General features: G+C 44.9%; 26 protein-coding genes and 1 riboswitch. Of the genes, 8 read left to right on the top strand and 18 right to left on the bottom strand.

The window, feature by feature from the left end; all coding sequences use genetic code 11:
• Window positions 1-32: 32 nt before the first annotated feature.
• The 3 genes from ACLVWP_RS09170 to ACLVWP_RS09160 all read right to left on the bottom strand — a co-directional run bounded on the left by ACLVWP_RS09170 (window position 33) and on the right by ACLVWP_RS09160 (window position 2916).
• Window positions 33-509 carry a hypothetical protein gene (locus tag ACLVWP_RS09170; RefSeq protein ID WP_413561490.1) on the bottom strand — a complete coding sequence of 159 codons (477 nt, stop codon included), beginning with the start codon at window positions 507-509 and terminating at the stop codon, window positions 33-35.
• Window positions 503-602, bottom strand: a riboswitch (purine riboswitch). (Overlaps the previous gene by 7 nt.)
• Window positions 603-947: 345 nt before the next feature.
• The gene (locus tag ACLVWP_RS09165) at window positions 948-1901 is read right to left on the bottom strand and encodes a hypothetical protein (protein WP_413561489.1); all 954 of its coding nucleotides are present in this window, start codon (window positions 1899-1901) and stop codon (window positions 948-950) included.
• A 31-nt stretch (window positions 1902-1932) separates the two neighbouring features.
• On the bottom strand, window positions 1933-2916 hold the full coding sequence (locus ACLVWP_RS09160) for a DUF4097 family beta strand repeat-containing protein (protein ID WP_413561487.1): 984 nt from the start codon (window positions 2914-2916) through the stop codon (window positions 1933-1935).
• 83 nt (window positions 2917-2999) lie between these two features.
• Between ACLVWP_RS09160 and ACLVWP_RS09155 the strand changes: the two genes are divergently transcribed.
• The 4 genes from ACLVWP_RS09155 to ACLVWP_RS09140 all read left to right on the top strand — a co-directional run bounded on the left by ACLVWP_RS09155 (window position 3000) and on the right by ACLVWP_RS09140 (window position 6776).
• Window positions 3000-4175: an acetyl-CoA C-acetyltransferase gene (locus tag ACLVWP_RS09155; RefSeq protein ID WP_413561485.1), complete on the top strand. Its 1176-nt coding sequence runs from the start codon at window positions 3000-3002 to the stop codon at window positions 4173-4175.
• 94 nt (window positions 4176-4269) lie between these two features.
• Window positions 4270-4968, top strand: a complete 699-nt coding sequence (locus ACLVWP_RS09150) for a CoA transferase subunit A (protein WP_413561483.1) — start codon at window positions 4270-4272, stop codon at window positions 4966-4968.
• A gap of 2 nt (window positions 4969-4970) precedes the next feature.
• Window positions 4971-5627 (top strand): CoA transferase subunit B, encoded by a 657-nt coding sequence (locus ACLVWP_RS09145; protein ID WP_413561481.1) that lies wholly within the window; start codon window positions 4971-4973, stop codon window positions 5625-5627.
• A gap of 168 nt (window positions 5628-5795) precedes the next feature.
• Complete coding sequence (locus tag ACLVWP_RS09140; RefSeq protein ID WP_413561480.1) at window positions 5796-6776, top strand: Crp/Fnr family transcriptional regulator; 981 nt, start codon at window positions 5796-5798, stop codon at window positions 6774-6776.
• A gap of 103 nt (window positions 6777-6879) precedes the next feature.
• On the opposite strand, the gene pyk is transcribed toward ACLVWP_RS09140, so the two are convergent.
• From pyk to ACLVWP_RS09115, 5 genes are all read right to left on the bottom strand, one after another.
• Window positions 6880-8367: a pyruvate kinase gene (gene pyk, locus ACLVWP_RS09135; RefSeq protein ID WP_413561479.1), complete on the bottom strand. Its 1488-nt coding sequence runs from the start codon at window positions 8365-8367 to the stop codon at window positions 6880-6882.
• A gap of 5 nt (window positions 8368-8372) precedes the next feature.
• On the bottom strand, window positions 8373-10049 hold the full coding sequence (locus ACLVWP_RS09130; RefSeq protein ID WP_413561478.1) for a hypothetical protein: 1677 nt from the start codon (window positions 10047-10049) through the stop codon (window positions 8373-8375).
• Window positions 10050-10145: 96 nt separating this feature from the next.
• Window positions 10146-10883, bottom strand: coding sequence for a hypothetical protein (locus tag ACLVWP_RS09125; protein ID WP_413561477.1), 738 nt, complete (start codon window positions 10881-10883; stop codon window positions 10146-10148).
• Window positions 10883-11563, bottom strand: a complete 681-nt coding sequence (locus ACLVWP_RS09120; protein ID WP_413561475.1) for a tetratricopeptide repeat protein — start codon at window positions 11561-11563, stop codon at window positions 10883-10885. The genes ACLVWP_RS09125 and ACLVWP_RS09120 overlap by 1 nt, the downstream gene beginning before the upstream one ends.
• A gap of 42 nt (window positions 11564-11605) precedes the next feature.
• Complete coding sequence (locus tag ACLVWP_RS09115; RefSeq protein WP_413561473.1) at window positions 11606-12331, bottom strand: hypothetical protein; 726 nt, start codon at window positions 12329-12331, stop codon at window positions 11606-11608.
• Between the two features lie 86 nt (window positions 12332-12417).
• Between ACLVWP_RS09115 and ACLVWP_RS09110 the strand changes: the two genes are divergently transcribed.
• Window positions 12418-12690, top strand: a complete 273-nt coding sequence (locus ACLVWP_RS09110) for an HU family DNA-binding protein (RefSeq protein WP_413561472.1) — start codon at window positions 12418-12420, stop codon at window positions 12688-12690.
• On the opposite strand, the gene ACLVWP_RS09105 is transcribed toward ACLVWP_RS09110, so the two are convergent.
• Together ACLVWP_RS09105 and ACLVWP_RS09100 are read right to left on the bottom strand one after the other, a co-directional pair.
• Window positions 12671-13114 (bottom strand): GYF domain-containing protein, encoded by a 444-nt coding sequence (locus tag ACLVWP_RS09105; protein WP_413561471.1) that lies wholly within the window; start codon window positions 13112-13114, stop codon window positions 12671-12673. The genes ACLVWP_RS09110 and ACLVWP_RS09105 overlap by 20 nt on opposite strands.
• Window positions 13111-14670 carry a ChaN family lipoprotein gene (locus ACLVWP_RS09100; RefSeq protein WP_413561470.1) on the bottom strand — a complete coding sequence of 520 codons (1560 nt, stop codon included), beginning with the start codon at window positions 14668-14670 and terminating at the stop codon, window positions 13111-13113. The genes ACLVWP_RS09105 and ACLVWP_RS09100 overlap by 4 nt, the downstream gene beginning before the upstream one ends.
• A gap of 177 nt (window positions 14671-14847) precedes the next feature.
• Here ACLVWP_RS09100 and ACLVWP_RS09095 point away from each other — a divergent pair, with 177 nt between their 5' ends.
• Window positions 14848-16050, top strand: coding sequence for a DsbA family protein (locus ACLVWP_RS09095; RefSeq protein WP_413561469.1), 1203 nt, complete (start codon window positions 14848-14850; stop codon window positions 16048-16050).
• A gap of 36 nt (window positions 16051-16086) precedes the next feature.
• Here the strand turns inward: ACLVWP_RS09095 and ACLVWP_RS09090 are convergent, their stop codons facing one another.
• Entirely contained in the window at window positions 16087-16680 is a 594-nt protein-coding gene (locus ACLVWP_RS09090; protein ID WP_413561467.1) for a hypothetical protein, read from the bottom strand.
• Window positions 16681-16821: 141 nt separating this feature from the next.
• Here ACLVWP_RS09090 and ACLVWP_RS09085 point away from each other — a divergent pair, with 141 nt between their 5' ends.
• Entirely contained in the window at window positions 16822-17937 is a 1116-nt protein-coding gene (locus tag ACLVWP_RS09085) for a hypothetical protein (protein WP_413561466.1), read from the top strand.
• A gap of 22 nt (window positions 17938-17959) precedes the next feature.
• Here ACLVWP_RS09085 and ACLVWP_RS09080 read toward each other — a convergent pair whose 3' ends face one another.
• Window positions 17960-18289 (bottom strand): STAS domain-containing protein, encoded by a 330-nt coding sequence (locus ACLVWP_RS09080; protein ID WP_413561464.1) that lies wholly within the window; start codon window positions 18287-18289, stop codon window positions 17960-17962.
• A gap of 134 nt (window positions 18290-18423) precedes the next feature.
• Here ACLVWP_RS09080 and ACLVWP_RS09075 point away from each other — a divergent pair, with 134 nt between their 5' ends.
• Window positions 18424-20808, top strand: a complete 2385-nt coding sequence (locus ACLVWP_RS09075) for an LPS-assembly protein LptD (RefSeq protein ID WP_413561463.1) — start codon at window positions 18424-18426, stop codon at window positions 20806-20808.
• 47 nt (window positions 20809-20855) lie between these two features.
• Here the strand turns inward: ACLVWP_RS09075 and ACLVWP_RS09070 are convergent, their stop codons facing one another.
• The 6 genes from ACLVWP_RS09070 to rimM all read right to left on the bottom strand — a co-directional run bounded on the left by ACLVWP_RS09070 (window position 20856) and on the right by rimM (window position 24392).
• Window positions 20856-21218, bottom strand: a complete 363-nt coding sequence (locus tag ACLVWP_RS09070) for a YraN family protein (protein ID WP_413561462.1) — start codon at window positions 21216-21218, stop codon at window positions 20856-20858.
• A complete protein-coding gene (locus tag ACLVWP_RS09065; protein WP_413561461.1) occupies window positions 21196-21873 on the bottom strand; it encodes a ribonuclease HII in 678 nt (225 codons plus the stop codon). Before ACLVWP_RS09065 ends, ACLVWP_RS09070 begins: the two co-directional genes overlap by 23 nt.
• 144 nt (window positions 21874-22017) lie before the next feature.
• Window positions 22018-22431, bottom strand: coding sequence for a 50S ribosomal protein L19 (gene rplS, locus ACLVWP_RS09060; protein WP_413561460.1), 414 nt, complete (start codon window positions 22429-22431; stop codon window positions 22018-22020).
• Between the two features lie 50 nt (window positions 22432-22481).
• Window positions 22482-23060: an RNA methyltransferase gene (locus tag ACLVWP_RS09055; RefSeq protein WP_413561458.1), complete on the bottom strand. Its 579-nt coding sequence runs from the start codon at window positions 23058-23060 to the stop codon at window positions 22482-22484.
• Entirely contained in the window at window positions 23053-23880 is an 828-nt protein-coding gene (trmD, locus tag ACLVWP_RS09050; protein ID WP_413561457.1) for a tRNA (guanosine(37)-N1)-methyltransferase TrmD, read from the bottom strand. Before trmD ends, ACLVWP_RS09055 begins: the two co-directional genes overlap by 8 nt.
• A complete protein-coding gene (rimM, locus tag ACLVWP_RS09045; protein ID WP_413561455.1) occupies window positions 23880-24392 on the bottom strand; it encodes a ribosome maturation factor RimM in 513 nt (170 codons plus the stop codon). Before rimM ends, trmD begins: the two co-directional genes overlap by 1 nt.
• Window positions 24393-24413 lie beyond the last annotated feature (21 nt).

Here is a 24413-nt window from a genome sequence, read left to right as displayed (position 1 = left end):
CCCGACCCCTCTGAGAGAGAATTTCAAATCAATTATAGAGCTTGTGCGCGAGCCAAGATCTCAGGAACCTGATCTAGGTTGTTTTTAGCCTGCATGATGATGCGAACTGCATCTTTTTGCAAAAGCTTACCTTGAGCCATTTTTTCGCAAAGAAGCTGTTCCAAAGAATCTGTGATTTCGTACACAGATTTATGCTGTGGCCACAAGTTTTTAACGTCGTTAGAACCACCCATGCAAAGTGGGATGTAGTGGTCAATTTTGAAGTCTTGGCGATTCATTTGACGAGTGCGGTAACCCAACTGATCGTAAGCCGCGAAACGAGCACGTTTCGTGCTGCCATCAACATCGCGTTCGCAATAGTCGATACCTTCTGGATAGCGGTGAGAATCTGGGCGACTGCACAACTGTCCTGGCGTTAGATTTTGATCGGGTCCGATTGGAAATTGCCCTTGGGCAAATGACGTAACGGAAGCAACAAGAAGCGCGAAAAGAACGAAAAGGTTCTTCATTTATATCTCCAAATAGTCTGCCATTAAAATGGTGGCAGGTAGAAACGTCGGACCGTATTTCCGACATATATTTAGGTAACTTGGCCCCACTGGTACCAACGCCATTTCCGCTTTGCAATTAAATTTGCACTACAAACATTCATAACGCAGTCATGAATGAAGTCACTCTACAATTAACAATTGTAAACCCCTGATTCCCCTACAAAATCCTCAATACATAAACAATACCGATAGTTTACGCGCAGCGCCACACTCAAGACACAAAAAAGCCCCACTCCAAAAAGTGAGGCTTCAATTCAACGTCCCCAAACCGCGCTCCGGGAACCAAGTGTGCTGATAAATTCGATTTAACAAGGCGCTAGAAGGAAGGCGTACTCCTCGTACGCCGACGACGCAGCAACGCAGGTAAATCGGATTTACCGACGTGCGACGAGACTACTAGTACTCGTCGTCATCCGATGCGTTGCCGCCGGAGTCACCCATGCCGCGCACTTCTTCAATGAACGCGTTCGTATCCTCTTCGAATTCGTTCTCTGTAGCTGATTCATCGATTTCAAGTTCTTGAATCGCCGCCAAGAAGTCTTTCTCAGTGCGAAGATCGCGACGGATCATCTCTAGGAATTTATCTGGGTAACGTGACGTCAATTCCTCAACGTAACGCTCAAGTTTACCATCGGTAAGGATCTTCTTACGTACTTGGATTTTCTTCCAGAACAATAGGTAGTGGTAACGGCAGTACACATCAACAATCGCCACTTGATCGCAATCGCGAGCACGGCAATAACGGCGGCCTTCAGCATCCGTTAGAACGATTTCTTCATCGCCCTTGTCTTTCTCTTCAGGAACCCATTCATCGACAACGTCGATTTCTTCGTCCGCCTCTTCAACGGCCTTAAGCTCCTCTTCGTACTCACCAATCTCATCGCCCATCATCTCGTCATCGTCGGCGATAAAATCATCTTCCATTTCAGAGTCGTCTTTTTCCTTCTTAGCCTTTGCGCCTTTTTTAGGTGCTTTCGCATCTTTCTTAGGTGCAACTGCTTTTTCTGGAGCAGGCGCTGCTACAGCGGCCTTCTTTTCGACTTTCTCTTTTTTTGCAACTTCGGCTTTAGTCTCTTTGACTTCCTTAGCAGCTTTCGCTGCCTTCGCCTTAGGCTCAACCTTAGCTTCGACCTTTTTCTTAACTTCCGGCTTTTTAGGAGCTGCCTTTACAGGAGCTTTTTCCGCCTTCTTTTTAACAACAGTCTTCGGAGCTGGTTTTTTAGGTGCAGGTTTTGACGCAGCTTTTACTGGGGCTTTTTTAGCCGGTTTTGCTGGAGTCTTTGCTGCGGGCTTCTTTTTAACGATTTTTGCCATATTTTTACCTAGTTGCGGTGATAAATGTACCTTCAAATACCTGAATCATAGAGGCCAGGGTGTCAACTCATTTCACTAGAATTGTCGCCTCTTGGCTGCGCACAGAAATGCTGCCTCTTTGTGTCGTACCACGCAAGCGTCCACGAACACTTTTTTCAGAGCTCAACTTATTCACCTTCAACTCATTGGGAACAAAGATTTCACCATCGACAGTGTACAGATTGACGCTAGCTCCCGAAGCCGCTGGAGATGTGATATTAATTTTTCCAGCCTTCGCTTTCACATCAATTTCTGAATCCAAAACCATTTGGATGCTGACGTTACCTTCTTGATTTTGTCCTTCCAAACGACCTTGGAAAGCCTGCAAGCTCAAAGAGCCTTTGCCATTTTCAAATTGAATTGTGCCAGTGCCTTGATTGACCTTGGCTGTCGCTTGCTGCGTCGACAAAGAAACAAAACCACGGCTTTTTTCGATGTTCAGCTGTCCAGAGAACATGGACGCATCAATATCACCTTGGATGTTTTTTAGATTCATTGTGCCGGAATAACCATCGGCGTTAACACGTCCTACGTGATCAGAAACACTGATCTCGCCTTTTTGCACATAAAGCTGCAAAGAGCCCGTACCATTCGAAGAAACCGCACGACCTGAAGTCATACTCACTTTCAAATCTTTGCTCCATTTTTGCGCAATAACGCTGCCACCTTTGAGTTGAATTTCAACGGGAACGGGCAAACCTGAGATCTCAATTTTTTTCAGTTGTGAACTCGATTTCGGTACGATGTTCATCCAGGTTTTCTTGCTGCCAAATTCATTCATGGAAACTTCAATGATATTATCTTTCTTAGACACCACATAGGCACCCTCGAAACTTGACTCATCCACCCCAGAAATACGCACTGTTGTTGCGCCGGGCACTGGATTTAACAGCACTTGCGCTTCCAAACCTTTCAGAACCACGCGAGTTCCATCCTGAACGGGCGCCTCAAATGTGGCTGCAAAAAGAGGCTGAACAAAAAGACTCATCAAGATGACCGTGATCGCTGACATGCGTTGTCTCCAAATTCTGAAATATTGACTCAGACTCTATTTAAGATAATTTTTTTACGATTTTCAACATGAAGAGGTGAATTATGGAAAATGTAGTGATTGTCAGCAGCGTCAGAACTCCTGTCGCATCCTTTCAAGGTGGTTTCGGTGCAGTACCTGCTCCAAAACTAGGCGCCGCTGCGATTAAAGAAGCTTTGAATCGCGCTAATGTTTCTCCGAACGAAATTGATGAAGTCATCATGGGTGAGGTATTGACTGCCGGCGTAGGACAAGCTCCTGCTCGTCAAGCAGCTCTTTTCGCTGGTCTTGGCAACAACACTCCTTGCATGACGATCAATAAAGTTTGTGGTTCTGGTTTGAAAGCAGTGATGCTTGCCGCAGACAATATCAAATTGGGTAACACGACAATTGCAGTCGCTGGTGGTCAAGAGAACATGACTTTGGCTCCGCACTTGCTTGAAAACTCTCGTACGGGTTACCGCATGGGCGCAACGCAAATGACAGACTCCATGATCAAAGACGGTCTTTGGGATCCATACAATAACTTCCACATGGGAAGTGCTGCTGAGATCTGCGTGAAAGAGCACGGCTTCACTCGTGAACAACAAGATGCTTTCGCAGTTGATTCTTACAAAAAAGCACAAAAAGCTTGGACTGATGGCGTTTTCAAAAACGAAATCGTTCCAGTAACTGTTGCAGGTCGCAAAGGTGACGTGGTTATCGATAAAGACGAAGAACCATTCAACACGAACTTCGACAAAATCCCTGGATTGAAACCTGCTTTCGATAAAGCTGGCACAATCACGGCGGCGAATGCTTCTAAAATCAACGACGGTGGCGCTGCTCACGTTTTGATGTCTGAATCTGAAGCTAAAAAACGTAACATCAAACCTCTTGCGAAAATCGTTGCCCACGGCACATTCGCACACGAGCCAAAATACTTCACAACAGCTCCAGTTGGCGCGATCAAAAAAGCGTTGGCTAAAGCAAACTTGAAAGTTGGCGACATCGATCTTTGGGAGATCAATGAAGCGTTCGCAGTTGTTACTCAAGTAGCAATGAAAGAACTAGAAATCCCAGCTGAAAAAGTAAACGTGCACGGTGGTGCAGTTGCTATCGGTCACCCGATCGGTGCTTCAGGCGCTCGTATCTTAACGACTTTGGTTCACGCTCTTCACACTCATAACAAACGCTATGGTTTGGCGACTTTGTGTATCGGTGGCGGCGAAGCGGTAGCTTTGATCATCGAGGCTATTTAGCACTCCGACTTCGTCGGAGTATTTTCTGAAGGAAGGTGCATCCGCACCTTCTGTAACTCCGGACGAAAAAAAATCGTACATTTGGAGAAACATCATGAGCAAAAAAGTTTATAAAGATGCCATGTCAGCGCTTGAGGGCGTGAAAGACGGAATGACTTTGGTCGTTGGCGGCTTTGGTCTTTGCGGTATTCCCGAAAACTCTATCGCTGCTTTAGTTGAGCGCGGTGTGAAAGATTTAACCTGCGTTTCTAACAACGCAGGTGTGGATGATTTTGGTTTGGGTTTGCTTTTGCAAAAACGCCAGGTCAAAAAAATGATTTCATCTTATGTGGGTGAAAACGCATTGTTTGAAAAACAATACATGAGTGGCGAGCTTGAACTTGAATTCTGCCCACAAGGCACACTGGCTGAACGCATTCGTGCGGGCGGCGCCGGTATTGCCGGGTTCTATACTCCAACAGGAGTGGGAACATTGGTGGCTGAAGGCAAAGAAATCAAAAACTTCGACGGTCGCGACTATGTTCTTGAGCGTGGTATTGTGGGTGATTTCGCTTTGGTAAAAGCTTGGAAAGGCGACAAGTTCGGAAACTTGGTTTTCCGTAAAACGGCGCGCAACTTTAATCCAATGGCAGCAACAGCGGGTAAAATCACTGTCGCTGAAGTTGAAGAATTAGTTGAAGTGGGTGAACTTGATCCAGACCAAATTCACACTCCGGGTGTTTTTGTTCAGCGCATTTTCAAAGGCACTAATTACCAAAAACGCATTGAACAACGTACAGTGAGCAAGGGGTAATTATGCCATTAACTAGAGAACAGATCGCACAAAGAATTTCCCAAGAAGTTCAAGACGGTTTCTGTGTAAACCTTGGTATCGGCATTCCCACATTGGTCGCAAACTACATTCCAAAAGGCATGTCAGTTATGTTACAGAGTGAAAACGGTCTTTTAGGAATGGGTGCTTATCCCACTGAAGACAAAGTGGACGCAGACCTAGTGAACGCCGGCAAACAAACTGTAACAGCAGTTCCTGGTGCCAGCTTCTTTTCCAGCGCAGACAGCTTTGCGATGATCCGTGGTGGTCACGTTGATTTGACTGTACTTGGTGCTATGGAAGTTGATGAACAGGGCTCGATCGCTAACTGGATGGTGCCTGGCAAAATGGTTAAAGGCATGGGCGGAGCAATGGATCTTGTTGCTGGTGCTCGTAACGTAATCGTAGCCATGCAACACACGGACAAAGAAGGAAACTCGAAGCTTCGTACAAAATGCACTCTGCCTTTAACTGGCATCAAGTGTATCAAGAAAATCGTCAGCGATTTCGGCGTGATCGAAGTAACTGATAAAGGTTTCGTTTTAACGGAGTACGCTCCAGATTTGTCTCCGGAAAAAGTCTTGGCCGCAACAGAAGGTAAAATGACAATTTCACCGAACTGCAAAGCGATGACGTTCTAATTCAAATTTAAGAATGAATTTCTGCAAAAGCCCAAGGTAACACTTGGGCTTTTTTATTACAGCTGCAGTGAACACCTCCCAAGGTCTAGCTCGTGGTTTTCCACGCATTGCTCCTGATCATCTTTTTCGAGATACTAAACACAACAATTTCTCGGGAAGGACCTGCACGTGGCTGAGGCAAAGAAACTTGCAAAAGATAATTATCTATTTCGCGAAGGTGATGCCGCGGATGCGATGTACATCATCAAATCGGGTTTGCTTGCAGTCACAAAAACCAAAGGTCAATCTGAAGTAACTCTTGCTGAAATCAATCCCGGATCGATGGTGGGAGAAATGGGTTTGTTCGACAACAAGCCACGCTCTGCCAACGTTAAAGCCATCAAAGAAACTGAAGTGATCGCTCTCCCCTATGATTCTTTGAATAAACAGCTCGATCAGCTTCCAGTGTGGGTTCGTGCCATTCTGAAAAATCTGAATGAAACTATTCGTGAATCCAATAAAAAATTGAAACAATTGGAAACGGCGAACTCCGACCAAGAACGCTTTCCACCTCACGTGATCAATAAGTTCATTTCTATTTTCAATTTCGTTTGTAACAAATACGGAAAACCTGAAGCAACTGGTGTCAGCATCTCTTCTGGTTTACTTCGTAACTACACAATTCAAATCTTCCAAGAGGCCACAAATAAAATGCAATCCGTGGTGGATGCACTAACAGAGCTTGGCTACGTGACTCAAGAAGATCGCGGCGATGGCTTTCAAAAGATCACCAATCTTAAGCCAGCAGAGCTATTCTCTTTCGTCGACTGGTACAATGATTGGCTGTTCAAACAAGAAAAAGACCGCAAAGAGCCTCTGACAGAGCAAGAATGCAAAGTTCTGGGAGCGCTGATCTTGTTCGCTAAAAAAGTAGAAACCGACAGAAAAGGCCTTAACAAAGTCGATCTGAACGTTCTTCAAAATGAATCGATGAAAGAAATCGGCTCACTCATCAAACCAGACGATGTGAATGGATTGATCGAAAAGAAATACGTCGGCGAAAAAATCATGGACGGCACAACCGTCTTGGTTCCAGTCGAACTTCCCTTCGCTGAACCCCAAGCCACCAACTGGGCCATGGTAAACAACCTGAAAAAGAAACTTCGCTAAAAGGCGCCTGCCACCTTTCTGGGGAGCACCGCTCCTAGAACAAAAAAAAGCCCGGGATTTCTCCTGGGCTTTTTCTTTTTTAATATTTACGAACAAAATAGATCTAATCAATCATTGGATCGGCTTGGCAACGCAAAGGCAATTGCTCATCCGGAAGCTTTGTCAGACTCTCTGCGCCCACTGTATGCACGTACAAAGAGTTCGTTTTGATACCGCCAGCAATCGGCTGACCCAACGTGATGATCACTTTATCCCCCGTCTTAGACAAACCATGAGTCACCAACAAGCGATCCACTTCCGACAAGATGTCCTCCATGTTTTTGTACGCCTTGATGCCATGAGTTTGGATACCCCAGTTCAATTCCATAGAGTTCAACACCTCATGATGTTGAGTCACGGAAATGATGCGAGCTTTCGGACGGAATGAAGAAATGATGCTTGCTGTTTTACCTGTGCTGGTTAGGCACACGATAGCTGTCGCATTCAATTTCAATGCACTCAATGAAGCACTCGCTGCAATTGCCGCTGGTGTGCTTAGGAATTCGCTCTCCAAAGAGATTTTGTAGTACTCTTCCTCATTGCGCTCAACCTCAAGGATGATTTCGTGCATAGTACGAATCGCCTTGAATGGATTTTTACCACTTGCAGACTCTGCAGAAAGCATCAAAGCATCAGAACCATCCAAAACTGCATTGGCCACGTCCGTGATCTCTGCACGAGTTGGACGAGGATTCTCAATCATACTCTCAAGCATTTGCGTCGCTGTAATAACAGGACGACCCAATTGGTTACAGACGCTGATGATACGCTTTTGGAAGCCCGGCAAACGACTTTGACCGACTTCAACAGCCAAGTCGCCACGAGCAACCATAACTGCGTCGGAAAGACGGCAGATCTCTTCCAAGTTCTCAAGAGCCTCGATCATTTCGATCTTAGCTACGATTTTTGCCTTAGAACCGCGAGCTTCAATGATCTCACGAAGTTTACGAATATCACGAGCGTGACGTACGAAACTCAAGGCGATGTAATCAACTTTATTTTCAATACCAAATTCAAGATCTTCCAAATCCTTCGGAGTCATTGGATCAACCGGAAGATTTACGCCTGGCAAATTCATGCCCTTGCGATCTTTCAAGATACCGCCGTCAATAACGACAACGTCCACTTCCTCACCACGAACTTGAAGCACTTCCACCTGCATCAAACCATCATCCAAAAGGATGCGTGTGCCCGGGCTGCAAGCAAGAGGCAGTTCTTTAAAATCAGAAGGAATTAAGCCTTGGCGACCCAAAACAGGAGCTGTTGTGAAAGTAAACTTCTCGCCGGCCTTAATTTCGATCTTGCCGCCTTCGATTTTACCGACACGAACTTTAGGGCCTTGTAGATCCTGAAGGATCGTCACTGGCGCATTCAGTTCTTTGGAAAGTTTGCGAAGAGATTGAATCACTTTATAGTGATCCTCGTGCGTGCCGTGCGAAAAATTAAGGCGAGCCACATTCATGCCCGCCTTAATTGCTTTTGCTAGATTATTTTCGTCACGAGTTGATGGACCAATGGTCGCTACAATTTTTGCTCGTCGGTCTGCTAACATTGAATCTATGCCTTCCTAGAGTATGAACTCATCTTAAGCGACAAGTTTTGCATATCCTCCTGGTGGCGTCTATTCATTCTGTCTAACTGATCATTATGCGACTCACTGAGTTGCGCAAGTTTCGCCTCATACTGCATCGACGCAGAATCTTTCTCATTCTTAGAAGCTTTACCTTGTTCAGCTAAACGCTGGTTATAAACCTTTTCTAGGCGTTTTATTTCGCGATCCTGAGTGTCTTTAAGTTGAGTTAATTTGTCCTCGTAAGACTTCACAGTTTGCTCAAGCTTAGAATTGAAGCTCTGCTCCATGCCGCGGAAACGCTCTGTCATGGCCTTATTTTGAGCGATTTGATCATCTGCAAAGCGTTGGCGTTGACCTTCCATGCGTTGCGTATAGTTGTCTTCCATCTGCTCCAAAGAATCGCCATAGTATTGACCTAAGCGTTTTGCATTCTTATTGGAAAGATCTGTTAACTTTTGCACGCGGCTTTCAGCTGTCGTATTCACTTGAATCAACTGATCCGAGTGCTGCTGCTTCATAGTTTCACGGTCCGCGGAATTACGCGCATTGGAAACATTGGCCTGAGATTGATATTCACGATCCACATTGCGCAAAAGCTTTTGATTGTTTTGGTTCATTTTGTCGATACGCTCGTCTGACAACTCGCGCATACGCACAACCGCATCTTCACGACGCTGTTCAACCATATCCAACTGCTTTTCATAGGCCTGAGTTAGATTTTTTCTCTCAATGCCACGCATTTTTTCATTCTTAGCCATTTCGTTATTCAACTTAGAATTCAAACGTTGAATTTGCGAATCACGAGAACGAACCTGCGACGACTGACGCTCATTTACAGAATCACGGAACTCTGCATTTTGAGAATCAATACTGACCAACTTCTTTTCAAGTGTATTTTGATACTTATCACGCACGCGATCGATTTCTGAATCCATCATCGCTTGCTTCATTTGCAAGTTGTCCGAATAAGTTTCACTGCCGTTCACAGTCATATCAGAAAGACGTTGCTGGAACATCTCTTTGTCTTCGTTACGACGTCTTTCGCTTTCTTTCAGCTGAGACTGATAGGATTTACGCATGTCATTGGTCGCACGATCTTTCGTTGCCAATTGTTGCTGATGAGATGTCGCCATCGCATCTTTTTCCTTATCATGGGAGTTTCTTAAACGACGTGCATTGTTTGCCACATCTGCGCGAGCGCGTTCACGATTTTCATTGGTCATTTGTTCAAGTTTCGAATCACGAGACTCAATCTCACTGTTCAACTGACCTGAAAGATTGTTCTTTTGCGCTTCATTGACCTGCTTTTGGCGCGCCATTTGGCTTTCGTACGATTGACGAAGGATCGCGCGATCATTCGCCGATTCCTCTGTCTTATTGCGCAAAGCTTCGCGGTAGGTATTACGAACTTCATCAATCTTACGATTGTTATCCATATCTTTATCTGTCAAAAGCTCGCGATTGCGATCCTTCAAATTATCGATCTTGGATTCGTAATTATCAGTAATGTTTTTAACTTCGTCATGATAACGCTGTTCAAGACGTTTGATTTCCGCATTACGACGCTTAGTATTTTCAGATTCGCGGTTTTCATATTCCTCGCGAGTCTGTCTGAGTTTTTCGTCCTGGCGCGAGCGGTCTGATGATGAAATAGAAGACATCCGTATCCTCCCAGCCTGCAGAATAGCATGCTGAGGCCCAAGAAACGTCAGGACTCTGGGCTTCCTAAATAAAATCAGGACCTAAGTTTTAAGGGATTATCTATCGAAGGCGCGTTTGAACATCAGTTCACGCGTTTTTTGGCGCTCAGCTTGGGCTTGGCGCTTTTTCTCGGCTTCTTTTTTATGACCTTCTTCAATCGAGGCAATTTGGCGAAGAGCGATCTTTTCATACAGACTGCCACCACGTTCGCCTAGGTCTGACCAGTTTTCACGCAGTTCAGCCACTTCCGTTTTGAATTGCTCTTTCGTACCCGTAAAAAGTTTATTCCACAAAACCAAGTGATCTTTAAAGTCGACCGTTTGGATCATGCCATATTCATTTTTACCGTTGGAATTAATACCAGAAACCCAGAACTCAAAGCCTGCTGGAACTTCAAGCTTCTTACCATCACGCAAAACCACATTCAAATCGGCGTTGATGTTGCGTACGATCAAACGATCTCCGCGATCAACCAACCAATACTGCCCGTGATTCGCCTTGGTCGTCACAAAGGGAGTTTCGACAGTGACTTGAGGAGCTTCCTCAACCCACAACACCCCTTTTACCAAACGCCATGAGTCTTGCGACAAACGCATTAAGGTCGAACCCTCAACCGCATGCAATTCCAATTCGTCTTGCTTTAAGTGAAATGACGGACCCACCACATGCAAAGCACAGCTTTCGCTCGACTTCAAACAAGCCACGGGTTGCTCAAGCGTCCCCGCTGAGGCGCGAACTCGCACCTCCATTTGAAAAGCCAAAACAAAAAGAAGGACTTGCAAGAGCTTCTTCATTATTTAAATTCCACGCTTTGCGCAAGCTTACGAGCCTGCTTACGAAGGTCTTCATTTTTGAAGTTCTTAATAACCGTGTTGTAGACTTCAGAAGCCTCGTCCACCTGGTTGTTGTATTCACTGATTTGCCCCATACGAAGCAAAATGAAACCAGTAAGATCGTTATCTGGATACTGCGTAACCATGTCATCAATCGTCGCCAAAGAATTACGGAAATCCTTTTTCAGGAAGTAGCTTTCAGCGATAAAGAAATGCGCTTCCACACCATGAGAACTCAATGGATATTTCGTCAACAACGTATTGAATTCTTTAATAGCTTTATCGTAGCTTTGCGCCGTGAAATACTTTTTCGCACGCTCAAAAATCACTGGCGACAGATCCACAGAGGAATCACTGGCTGGTGAACGAACGGCTGACGCCAAGTTTTGAAGTTCATACTTAGCTTGCAAGGTTTTGTTGTCTGGCAATGCTTGAGCAACAGTTTGTTGAAAGTCCTTAAGTTGATAACTTAACAACGAATTATTAAATTGCTCTTTCTCAATTCTTTCATTGAGTGCGGAGATTTGAATTTCATATTTCTGATGGCCATTAAAGTGCCTTACAAGCACTCCATAACAGGCAACGATACCAATCGTGAGGCACAAGCAGAAAACTACAAACAAAGAGTTCTGATTCTTCATGCCCCACTTATCGGCGGGAAACTGGTAAAAATTGAGACTGTATTATTTTGAGACTGAACTCTGGACCATAGTATAAACGACCTCCGCGTCGAGGTCTTTCCATTTACCATCCCGAAGTACTTTCGGCGGAACTCGCCCCTTCATCATTCGCAGATTCTGATCACTTTCAGAGTAATAAAAGCGCACTGGATCCACCAAAGCCGCAATCACAAAACTCGTAGGCTTCATTTCTAGCTCTAATACTTTTTCACCTTTGATCTCGGTATTTTTGATTTTGCGAATCGTGAAACCCACAGTTTCCAAGCGATCCCATACGGCAAATCGTACACTCACCGAATCACCTTTTTTAAAGGCCTCCCAATTCGACTTCACAAAAGCACCAAAATTCGAAGAGCACAGCACAAAGCCCTTCACTTTTTCCTCGGCTGTTTTCTTTTTTCCGTTGGTATCGAAATACTCAAAACTCAGTTTATCGCCATCCACAAGGATCTTGCCACTCTCGTTAGTTTGCTTGCGCACGATCTCAAAGCTCACTAATTTATCGCCAGAAACAACACCTTTTTCGGTCACAGCGATATTTCCGTGAATGTCACGAAATTCGCTCTGCACAATGGTTTCAGCCCCCTGTGGAGTAATTACCAAATTTAAATCATAGAGCTTTTGCTTTTGTTCCGAGGCAAAATCAAAGAGCTCCCCCGTTATTTTTTGCTGTGCAGATAAAAATAAAGGAAACAACAAAACACTGATTACACTTAACAAATTCTTCATCGATTCCTCCTCGGACGTATTTTAACTTGACCAATTTATTCGCAAAATTTAGTGTCGGTCCCCTGCACTTTACAAGGATGCTGGCCATGAATAAAGCTCAACTCATCGACATTGTTGCTGAACGTACAAAATCAACGAAAGCACAATCAGAAAATATTCTTGACGCTACCCTTCGTGTTATTCAAGAGGCCTTAAAAAAAGGCGACGACGTAAAACTTGTTGGCTTTGGTACGTTCTCAAAAGCGACACGTAAACCACGCCAAGGTCGCAACCCAAAAACCGGCCAAACCGTAAAAATCCCAAGCGCCCACGTACCTCGTTTTAAACCAGGTAAAGACCTTAAAGACGCTCTGAACTAAGCTGTTCGGACGTAATGCACGCGTAAAACTCTGGACGATCTTTAATCAAGCACCAGCCACTCAACCCCGTCTTCCATGTGTGCTGGTACGGCGAAATCAAGCCAGCTGTTAAGCCCGCTTTAATCTCTGCCACCGAATACGGCCCTTCCTGCAGCGGAGAAGCATTTTTTTGCTCCACTAAGATCACCCATTCTGGCGTCTCTTCATTGATAGGCATGCCTGGGATAAACGATTGCCCCGCAGGAAAAAGTGTTAATTCAAACACTCCCCACTCTGCCGCTGGCTTCCACACATCCCCTTTGCTCTCGTCTAAAACAAGATCTTGAAAGCCGATTTCGCCCCGATGAACAAAGGCGCGCATTTCCTCTAAACTAAAGGGCCCCATGGGACGTCTTTGGATACTTCTAAACCATGTTTTCTTCATAGCTTTTCCTTTTTACTGTGAAATGGAGCTGGCAAAGACTCAACCACTTCAAGAATTTCATAGTAAGCGACTTCAAAATTTTTATTATCCAAGGGCTTTCGCACAAACGAGGCCATGGTTGATGCCTTGATCAATTTTTTTTGATACCCGGCAAACAAACGCTCCCCCATCATGCCCCCCAAAAGAGTGGCGGCAACAAGATAGCTTGCTTTGCGACGAGGCTTAGCTTGTAGCTTGTGTCCTGGGACACCTGTGATCACCATCAACTCATGCATTTTCTGAGCAAGAGCCAACTGTAACGCCTCTTTACCGATGTCGCTGGAATCCTTGTGCACTAGGCTTGCTTTGATATCTGCGATGGTATCGGTCTTGCGTTTAGGATTGATCATCTTAGAGCCGAAATAAGCAACCGCCTCCATCCAAATCCAACGCAAGAAATCCTTCGGCATCTCGCTGAACAACCCTTGGCTGCCACTCACTTTCGCATGAATAAACTGCATCGCCAAAGTAGAGGCGTGATTGACCGTGGCGCGAGCCAAATAGGCCGCACCGATTTCCGGCAGATAAAATGACGACTCATCCTCGATAAGACGCTGAATCCAATTTTGCTGGGTCACACTGTAGTGCTCACGAACTTGGCTCCAGAAAGAGCTATCATGAGCGGAGTAAACAGACAGCTCCGCCAAAGAAACTTCCAGCCCCAGTTCTTCGGCCATGATTTTCACATAACGACCTATATGATCGGTAAAATCCAACGGTTCAAAGTCAGAATCCTCGTCATCATCCCAATCATCATCTTCATCAGCTTGAAACTGCAAACCTTCATCATAAGTTTGCTCCAGATACATCAGATAGTTTTGCCATTTCACCCAGGGAGGCACGCTCATCAGGCAAAATGTATTGCGATTGATTCTGACAAGATCGGTATTGCCCTCTTCGCCTTTATTCAAAAGCTGGAAGTAAATTTTTTCGGCATTTTGGAAAATACTGACAACGTTTTTTAAAAACGGCTTCCCTAGATTCTTTTGGATTTCAGCGGGAATATGTTCGCTCGCCAAATGCAAATCACCATAGACCACAAAGATCAGGCTCTCGGGGTGCTTTTCCGTCAATTCAGAGATTTTTTTACCGGCAAAGATATCTCGCGATTTCAAAGTCGTCGCATTTCGCTTAGCGAAGGATTTATTCAAACCATAGACCGGAATTTTATTTTTCTGTGCGTAACGTAAAATCGGGCGATAATGCTCCCAAGGAAATCCCCAGCGCTCCCCCCACTTAACAGATTTTAAGAAGTCCTTCTCAGACATCTTGCCCTGCATGTATTTATCAATCTTAGCCTGGTCTGCGGCATCGAAAAACTCCACCGCCAAAACAATATTACGTTCCTTAGGAATATTCCTTAAGACTCTTAATTGGGCTTTCTGTGATTGATGAAGAGCGTGAAAATCCCCTATGAGAACCACTTGAGAATCAGCGATTTGCGCCCAAAGATCTTTCTGCGTGGACGGCTGCCATTTACGAGCAAACTCACCTTGGTAGGTTTTATGATAACGCATTAACTCTGGAGTATCTTCCCCGAGTCTATGACGGACTTGTTTCTCCATTTGCAAATAGAGATCTTTTCGAATTCGAATCCACTTTTGTATGTCGTTCAAAGCTGTCTTCCTTGATAGCCCTTTAATTTTTGCATAAATTCTATTGATTTCAAACACGAATCTAAGATTCAATAGGGCATGAAAAACACATCACGCAAAAACCTGTTCCTGACAATTGCAGTTATCGCAACATTGATCGCTGTCGGCGTTCATGCTTACCTTTTCCAACACTTTTATGTTGTTAAGTTCGGCACAGATCCTGGCGCTTCCGTTTGTAACATCAACGAAACATTCAATTGCGACACTGTAGCTTCCAGCACTTTTGCTCAATTCTTAGGAATTCCAGTGGCAATGTGGGGTCTAGCAACAAACTTGATTCTACTTTTCCTTTTGTGTGTAACTCGTTGGAATCTAACGCAAGATCGCGATAAAACAGGCCGCTATGCCTTCTTAATGTCAAGCGTGGTTCTCCTTGGCTCACTGGTGATGGGAGCGATCTCTTTCACAGCGATGACAACATACTGCCTGTTCTGTATGGCAGCATATGTCCTTTCCATCCTGACATTTATTGGAGCTTGGCAAGGAGCTAACGACCTTTCTATTAGCAACCTCACTGAAGATATCAAGGACACTTTCGTTTCCGAAAGATGGGTCTTGGGCTCGTTGATCGCAATTCCGGTAATCGCGTTCGTGGTGAACTTGATGTACACAGAACAAAATGGCTTCAACGACATCGAAAGACGCTCCACTGAAGTGGTGTCTTCTTGGACAGTTTTCCCAGAGCAAAAATTCGATCTAACTAAGGGTCTTATTAAACAAAAAGGCTCCGACGCTCCCGTTATGACGATCGTTGAATTTGCTGACTTTTTCTGTCCGCATTGCAAACACGCAGCACCTCCGATCCACGCGTTCATCGAAAGCCATCCCGATGTGAAATTGGTCTTTAAACCATTCCCATTGGATGGAACTTGCAACAAGGCCGTGAACTTCAAAGATGGCATTCGCTGCGGACTTGCAACTTCAGTGATGTGCGCAGAGAAAATCGCACAAAAAGGCTGGACTGCTCACGACTATATTTTCGACAAACAAAACGAACTTATGGGCATGCAAAATCTTGATAAATCTATCGAGCAAGTTGCAACAGCAACAGGCATTTCCCTTGATGACCTCAAGAACTGCTTGAAGGATCCAGCGACAACTCAACTTGTGTCAGAAATGGCTAAAGAAGGCGAAGACGCACAGATTTCCGGAACACCAACGGTGTTCGTAAACGGCAAACTTCTGCCGAACGGTCAGCAAAAGTTAAATCTTGAAGCTGTCTATAAATCGATTAAGAAGTAAGAAACAAAAAAGCCACTCGCGAGAGTGGCTTTTTTTTTATAACCCGACAAGCTCTACCAACCAGTTGGCAAGCCGCCCGAAGGCATCATCAAAGACAATCACACTGGTTTGCGCCAAACCGTGAACGATATCCAACCAGAATGCCAGGATAATAATCCCTAACGAAGCCGCACACAAAGCACGGACCACATAAATAGTCGAACGAGCATCCGCAATGCGCAGATCCGTTTGAACTTTCTCAATTGTTTTAAGGATATACTGAAGCTCTTTGAAGTGTTCTTTAAACTTTTCACGAAGCTCTTGCTGCTTAGCTCGAGTCAGCGAGTTGATCCCAGGAAATCCACGTTTCGCTTTAATCGCATAAATCAAATCGATGCCGTGATGGATATAACGAGTCACTTTGCCTTTAAAATCAGGATAATCCGACGGAGCATCTAGGAAATCCTTCAGCTCCTCAATCGCACGATCATAGCGCTCAGCCAATACCCAGGTAAGAATCTTATTACGAAGAGTCTCTGGCTTACCCAAATCCGAACGATCCACCGACCCCATATCAAAGAGGTTTGCGTCGTCGATCTTCTTAATTTCCGATGCCACAGCGGCATTGTCTTTTAATGCAGGAACAGCCATAGAGAACTTTTCGGACAATCCCCCTAAACAATGAAGCCCATTTCACTTGGCCTAGGTCTAGTCTTAAGCCTTTGGTTTGACGAGACCGTTTCGGATTGAGAAACTAGATTAAGGGCGACCTAGACTTCATGGAGGAGGGCTATGGACACCGAACAATTCCAGAGCGCTAAATTAGGACATCTTGATTTTGATATGGACCAACAGCATCCAACGGCTGCTGCTATTCCACTTCCCGACGAGCTCCCAAAACGAGCTGACGTCAGTCATTTACCAAAAGAGATCTTAAAGTCTTCAACTGTGGAAAATCTAATTTCCCAGAATGAAGATTTGATGGCACGCCTGAAAGTGGCGATCCGCCGTCTCTCTTTATTGGAAAATGAAAACCAACGTTTGGGCGAAGAAAATACGAAAGCACGCCTTTCGCAATCTTCTGTCACAGATCAAATTTTGGTTTGGAGAGAAAAAGACAACATGTGGAAACACAAGGTTGATCAAATCGAGCGCGAAAAAGAAATTCAAAGTGAAAAACTACGCGCGCTTGACGAAAAATTGAGCTCCATGAATTCGGAGCTTTTACGTCATCAAAAATATCATGATCGCATCAAAAACCAGGTTAAACCTTACATCACTCAGCTGAAAGAATACTCTGCAGCCCAAGATGTTCGCGTTTCTGAACTTGAAGCAGATCTAAATCACAAAGAAGCTCTTCTGCGTGACTTACGCCATCAAGTTATTGAAGTAACTAAGAATGCTCGTTACCAAGTCGAGACTTCCGACAAAAAAGCTCAAGAGATGGTTCAACATTATGAAGACCAGATCACAAGTATGTCGAAAGAACTTCAAGTACTACATCAAGCTCAAGAAGACCTTGAAGTTAGAACAGCGAAACTTCACTCTGCTTTAGAGCGCCAAGACACCTTGGAAAATGAGTTGGTTGTCGTTCGTCGCAGCAAAGATGAATTGCGCCACCGCCTAGAGCAAGAGATCAATCGTCAGCAAGAACGCATGTCCGAGCTTACGCGTCAGAATCAAAAACTAGGTGTAGAGCATGCGGATCTACAAATTCGCGTAGTGCAAGATCAAGAGTCCATTCAGAAACTGGAAAAAGAAAATCGCCAGTATTTTGAGCAATTGGAAAGCTTGCGCTTTATGTGGAATGCTAAGAACGAAGAAAACGAAAAACTCAAGGCTGCAGCCGCTGCTTTAGAGCGCTTAAACCTTGAGCTAAGTCAGAAATTAAATGAATTAAGAAAGTAGGCTTCGGTTCCGAAGCCCGCTACTAGCAAAAGCTCTGTAGCGCGCCTTCGATACTTTCATGAACTTCCAGCGCTGGACACTGCGAAAACGCAAAAAGGCGCTGGAAATCAGGTGTTAATCCCGCGATTTTTACATTCATCTTTTTGTCGTTATTGAGGTCATTCAGAACCCCAAAGAACGATTGAATCCCTGAAGACCCCACAAAGTTCAAATTCTTCATACAGAAAACAACTTTTTTATCTGCAAAAGTCGTTAAGCAAGCTTGTTTGAAGCTTTGAGTTTTTTCGATCTCGATGCGACCGCTCAAAGAAATAATCGTAATATCCCCGTCCAAAACGAGTTTCAAATCCATTGAAAAATCCCTTTCATCACTGATCAGACTCTTACTTAACGGCGCAAATTCTTGCTGTTTTGAGTCCAAATTTCATGCTCGACAAAGGGCCAAGTGATACCTACTATAGTTTGGTGCATCTACGCTGGTTCATCTTGTTTTTATCATTAGTCCTGTCCTTCGCGACAAGTTCTGTGGCTTCGGCTGCGGATACACCTGCGGCTAAAATTCAGGGGATTTTACTGAATGCGGACAGCATGTTCCGCGATAACGAGAAAGAAACCGTTGAACTGGAAGGCAACGTCCAGATCGTCTATCAAGGTCAGCACATCAAGGCCGACAAAGCGACCGTTCACCTGAGAACTCATCGCGCGGAACTAACTGGAAATGTAGAGATCACCGACACCAAAAACACCATCGCGGGTTCGCGTGTGAATCTCGACTACGAAAATAACACCGGCATTATCTATGACGGCTTCGTTTCATCAGGACCTGTGAACTTCACCGGGAATGTCCTAGAAAAAACCGGCGACCAAGAGTTCATCGTCAGCAATGCCGACTATACGACATGTACAAACTGCCCTGCCTCTTGGAGTTTTTCCGGCTCCACAGTTCGCGCGGAAATGGGCGGCTATGCTTATATTAAAAATGCGATTTTGCGCATTTCTGATATCCCCGTTTTGTGGCTCCCTTACTTAGTTGTTCCTTTGAAGAGTGACCGCCAATCTGGTCTTCTAACTCCTGGTTTTGAGTTATCTGATAAGGGGGGCTTCACGATCTATCAACCGTATTTCTGGGCCATCTCCAGAAGTACTGATGCGACGATCACCGTTAAGAACTATGAAAAGCGTGGTCTTAAAGGAATGCTTGAATACAGATACGCGCTGAACGAAGAAAGCAGCGGTATTTTAAGCACGTCGACTGTTTACGACAGCGCCTTCGGTACAGATCCTCGTCTGAACGAATTCCGAAGTCCGCAAGAGGTTAATAAACCGCTTGAGCGTTGGTATATTAAGTACGAACACTATCACACGATGCCAGAGGACTATATCACCCGCTCGACAATCAATTTAGCGAGTGACCTGCAATATCCGAAAGACTTCCCGCTTGAGACGATGAATCACGGTGACTCTGCCATGGAAAGCCGTTTCTCTGTCACTAAGAACACCAAAGACACTCACACCAGCGTTGATACATCTTACTACTACAATCTTCTGCAAGCAGATCCTCTGGCTGCCAATGATGATGCTGTTCACCGCTTGCCTGAAATCCGTTGGTCCCAGGTTGAAAAGAATATCGGCGATACAAATTTCGTTTATACGATCAATCTTGATTTCGTAAACTTTGCTCGCAGTGGCCAAGCCTACGACGACATGGTTTACGACACAGTTGATGGAAACAGAATTCGTTACATCAAGAACTCTTGCAACCGATGGGATTGGTCGAATCAAAAAGGCTGCTACAAAGTTTACGATGGCTCTTATGATCCAAGCACTGACTTGATTCGCACAGGTCAGCGTTTAGACTTCCTCCCAACACTGTCCTATCCGATCAAAGTGACAGATGGTATCGACGTTCTGCCTCGCGTGAGCTACCGCGAAACCCACTACAACTTCGAGGTTGGCGAATCTAAAAACTACGTTCGTCGCTATGCCCGTACAGAGCTTGCAGGTCGCATGGATTTCAGTCGCATTTATGGCGACCAAGTCGATGCCAAAGCGACTCGCTACAAACACGAAATCATCCCAGAGATCTCTTACACAAACATCCCGTGGATCGATCAGGGCAATCACTCATTCTATGGCCAAGGCCAAGTGAATGATGCGCCTTATACGTCTACAGACTCCATCACCGACTTGGATTTGGCTTCTGATTACGGCTTGCAGTTCGACTACACCGACCGCGTCTATGATCGCAATTTGGTGACTTTAGCGGTGACTAATAAATTGATTCGCAAAAGCTGGCTGAACGACCGTCCCGAGTATCAACAGATCGGGTATTTAAAACTCGCTCAGTCTTACGACGGCACTCAAGTGAACAAAGCCCAAGCGGAGCCATGGTCAGACCTCAGCGCCACACTTGATGTGCGTTTGGACCGCTTCCAGACATACTCGATCTTTAACTACTATCCGTACCATGGTGTTACGAATGCCTCATCTCGTGTACGTGTGATGAACGATAAAGGCCAATTTGCGCAAATCGCCTTAACGAAACAATACAAAATCTCTCCAGGAAAACAGGTCGATACCTCTGCCAGAACTGAGGACTGGACTCTGTCTGCGGGTTTCATTTCTCGCTACATCAACTTGATGGGACGTATCGTGTACGATGCGAATATCCAGAGTTCGCAAAATGACAATCCGAAATCATGGGCCTACATTGGACAATTCAAACCGCCAGGCGATTGCTGGATGATCACATTCATTCAAGATCAGGTTACTGGTGGTGATACGAACTGGCGCCTAAGCTTCGAGTTCAATTTCGACGGAACACCAAAACCACCGATCCCACCAGAAGCCCTCGATCAATTCGGTTTCTAATCGCATAACTGCTGCACAAATTAAAGCGGCATATTCGGCAGCAACCATTATGTTACATCGTCTATGATTGTGATTTCTCCGAATCGAGTCACAAACGCCCAATGAACTTCGACCAGACAATTGAATCGCGCCGCTAAAAATACAGCAGCACCTTTTAATCTGAATTTCTGTCTTGGAGAAATGCGCACGTTATAAAACGTCGCCTGATTCGCCGTCTTTACTTCGACCATTAAAAGATTTCGGCGATCGGGAGTGCGGAACAATAAGTCGATCTCCGCATACGGAGTTTTCACTCGACGCTTGAGCAATTGATAACCGCGATGAATGTAGTATTGAGAGACGAATTCTTCCGACTGAACGCCGCGTTCGTGCGCCCAGTACGCTTTTCTAACGGAGGTATTCTTTAACACCGGCGAAGGACTTGCGATGATGTTCGCACGGTCCGTGTTCGACGATGGATTGTTTGTGCACTGGCGTGGAGTAGCCTTTGTGTCCTTCGAAGCCATAGACTGGATATTTCACTCCCATCTCTTTCATCAAATTATCACGAGTCACTTTCGCAACAATTGATGCCGCAGAGATCGGAGCCACACGCAAGTCACCTTTAATGACTGTCGTTTGTTCATAGCCTGGCAGATTCGGAATTTTTTGATTTCCATCCACCAAGACATGTCCTGATTTCACACCCAAAGCCTCAATCGCGCGCTTCATCGCAAGCAGTGATGCTTGCAAGATGTTAAGCTCATCGATCTCTTCAACAGATGCAGAACCAATACCCACTTTATGCTTTTCTTTAATCAAAAGAGCCAACTCTTCACGACGCTCTTCGGACAAAAGCTTAGAGTCCGTCACCAGATCTTGCAGATCTTCTGAATCAAAAATCACCGCAGCCGCATAGACAGGCCCCGCAAGACAACCACGTCCTACTTCATCAACTCCGATAACTGGTGATGGAGAAAATTCGCGCCAATCCACTTTAGGCAAATCCAGATTCTTTTTAGGTTTAGCCGTTTTTTTTGCTTTAACGACAGTGAGATTTTTTGCTGATGATTTTTTCTGAGCCATGCTGTCGTATCTCCGATGCTTCCATGTTGAGGCTCGGTGATTTTAGACAGAGAGATTTATAGCGGTCACGGAAAAATAAAAAAGACCTGGCTCGTCAGAACCAGGTCTTTGAATTTTCATTTTCAGAAATTTCAGTAGTTAAAACTACTCAGCTGTAGCTGTGGAAACCAACTCAGATTCGATCTTAGCTGCTTTACCAGAAAGTTTGCGTAGGAAGTAAAGTTTAGAACGACGTACTTTACCTACGTTAACCAATTCAACTTTGTCCAATGCTGGAGAGTTGAACGGGAAAGTTCTCTCAACGCCAACACCTGCAGAGATTTTACGAACTGTGAAAGATTTCGCAGCGCCTGCACCTTGGATTTTAGTTACGATACCTTTGTAAAGCTGAACGCGCTCTTTCTCACCCTCTTTAACTTTAACGTATACGTTAACAGTGTCACCAGAGTCGAAAGCTTGGATGTTTTTGTTAGCAGCTTTGATGCTTACGCGACGAACAAGATTTGTTTCTTTAACTTCAGATTTTGCTTTTACAGTCTTTTTTACAGCTTTAGCCATTGCTTAGTCCCTTATGCCATTCAAATTTTCACAAAAAGTAAAACAAGGGTCTACCATGGACCCATTACGCGGTCAAGACAGATACTTACTGCCGATCTTACAGAAAGATGGCGGTAATCTTGGGGAGGAGCCCCTCGAATGCTTTCTAAAACTCCGGAGCAGGATCTTAGAAGCTCACTGGTCATGCCGTTGCCAGTACCAAATAACATAAATACGGGCTTTTTTTCTACGTGCATTTCATGACGCAACTCGCTAAATGAGTACTTTTTAAGGCCTTCATCGCGGGCTGAAGTCGAAATTAATAAAGTTCCAGGGGTATTCCAGTCCTCTATGGCCTTTTCAACGCTCTCAATCGCTTTAACCGTCCCTAGAGCCGTTTTTCTCATCGGATTGTACTTCGCCCCTTGGCCTGTTCTCCAGTGATCCAGAACGCGATCTACGAACATTAGCTGCTCTTGCATCGGATGGATGATGTAATATTTTTCCACTCCGAAAGTCTGAGCCGCTCTCGCAATGTCATGGATGTCGAAATTCGTGATGTTGGTAGCTACCGTTTTGTTCTGACGGTCTCTCACGGGATAGTGAACCAAGCCAATCGCTAGACGTGGCACATAGGTATTTTCAGCCATTAAAATCTTCCTCGCTGAGGCTCGCCAAACCCAAGGTTTCGCGCTCTGCCGCAGATAAATTCATCCAAAATTTTTTAAGTTCCTTGAGGGGAGCTTCCGTCTTTTTCTTTTTCAAAGAACGGTACTGCTCATTTTCTTTGTCCAAATAGCCTTGGAACAAATCCGGGCGTTTTACCAAAGTCACCAGGGCGGAAACTTTATTTTTCCACTCCCCGATCAACTTATGATTCCCCCCCAGCAAAACAGCTGGGACTTCCTCGCCCAAATACTCACGCGGTCGAGTGAAGTTAGGATGCTCTAACAGGCCCGCTGAAAAGCTATCCTTATCCGCACTCTCATTATGTCCCAGAACCCCAGGAATAAAGCGTGAGAGCGCATCAACCACAACCAAAGCTCCCAACTCCCCGCCTGAAAGAACGTAATCCCCAATAGAGATCTCTTCGTCGACGTGGGAATTGATAATCCGCTGATCGATGCCGCCATAGCGACCACAAATCAAAACCAGATGTTCTTCATTCGCTAACGAACGAGCTTTTTCATCAGTGAGCACTTCCCCCTGCGGAGAAAGATAGATCACCCTTGAATTTTTATGCTTCACTTTTTGAATTGTTTTCTCCAGAGTCTCGGCAAGCATGATCATGCCATCGCCGCCTCCGAAAGGACGATCGTCCACTGTCTTGTGGCGATCACTGGTAAACTCACGAGGTGTGTGAGCTTGCACATTCAAGCGATCACTCTTAAGCGCCTGCCCCAGAACACCGTAGGATACTGCGTTCTGAATCATCTCAGGGAAAAGAGTGATCACATCAATTTTAAGCATTAAGCTTTCTCTAGATCGAACAAGCCTTCTGGCAAATCCATCACAACAGCTTGGTGTTTGAAATCGATTTTTTTGATGAAAGCATCTACGAATGGAATCTCAACTTTTTTACCGTCAGCTTCAACAACCAAAAGATCTTGAACACCGTTGCTAGAAAAGCCAACGATCTCTCCCAAAACTTTTTGTTCTGGATCTTTCAATTTGAAGTTTTTAATTTCAGACAAATAGATCGTCTCGCCTGGTTTAGAAACCATCAAGTCTTCGTCGATCAAGAATTCCATGTGCTCAACGCCTTCAGCAGCTGTGCGATCTGCGATCTCAGCGGCTTTCACGATCAAACCTTTTTTGAAAGGCTTCGTGCGCTCTACTGTGAATTCGCTTGCTGAACCGTCTTTACCCTGCAAAACGAATTTCTTCATACGTTTTGCCCAAGAAATCTCACCCGAAAAAATAAGGACATAAAGGTCACCCTTTAGACCGTGAGCTTCTCTAACTTTACCTACTAATTTCATACTTACCTCAGAAACAGAAAG

The sequence above is a fragment of the Bdellovibrio sp. HCB209 genome (assembly GCF_047306065.1).
Classification (GTDB): domain Bacteria; phylum Bdellovibrionota; class Bdellovibrionia; order Bdellovibrionales; family Bdellovibrionaceae; genus Bdellovibrio.
The sequence above is the reverse complement of the archived record's forward strand: the minus strand, read 5'-3'. Positions and strand labels throughout refer to the sequence as shown.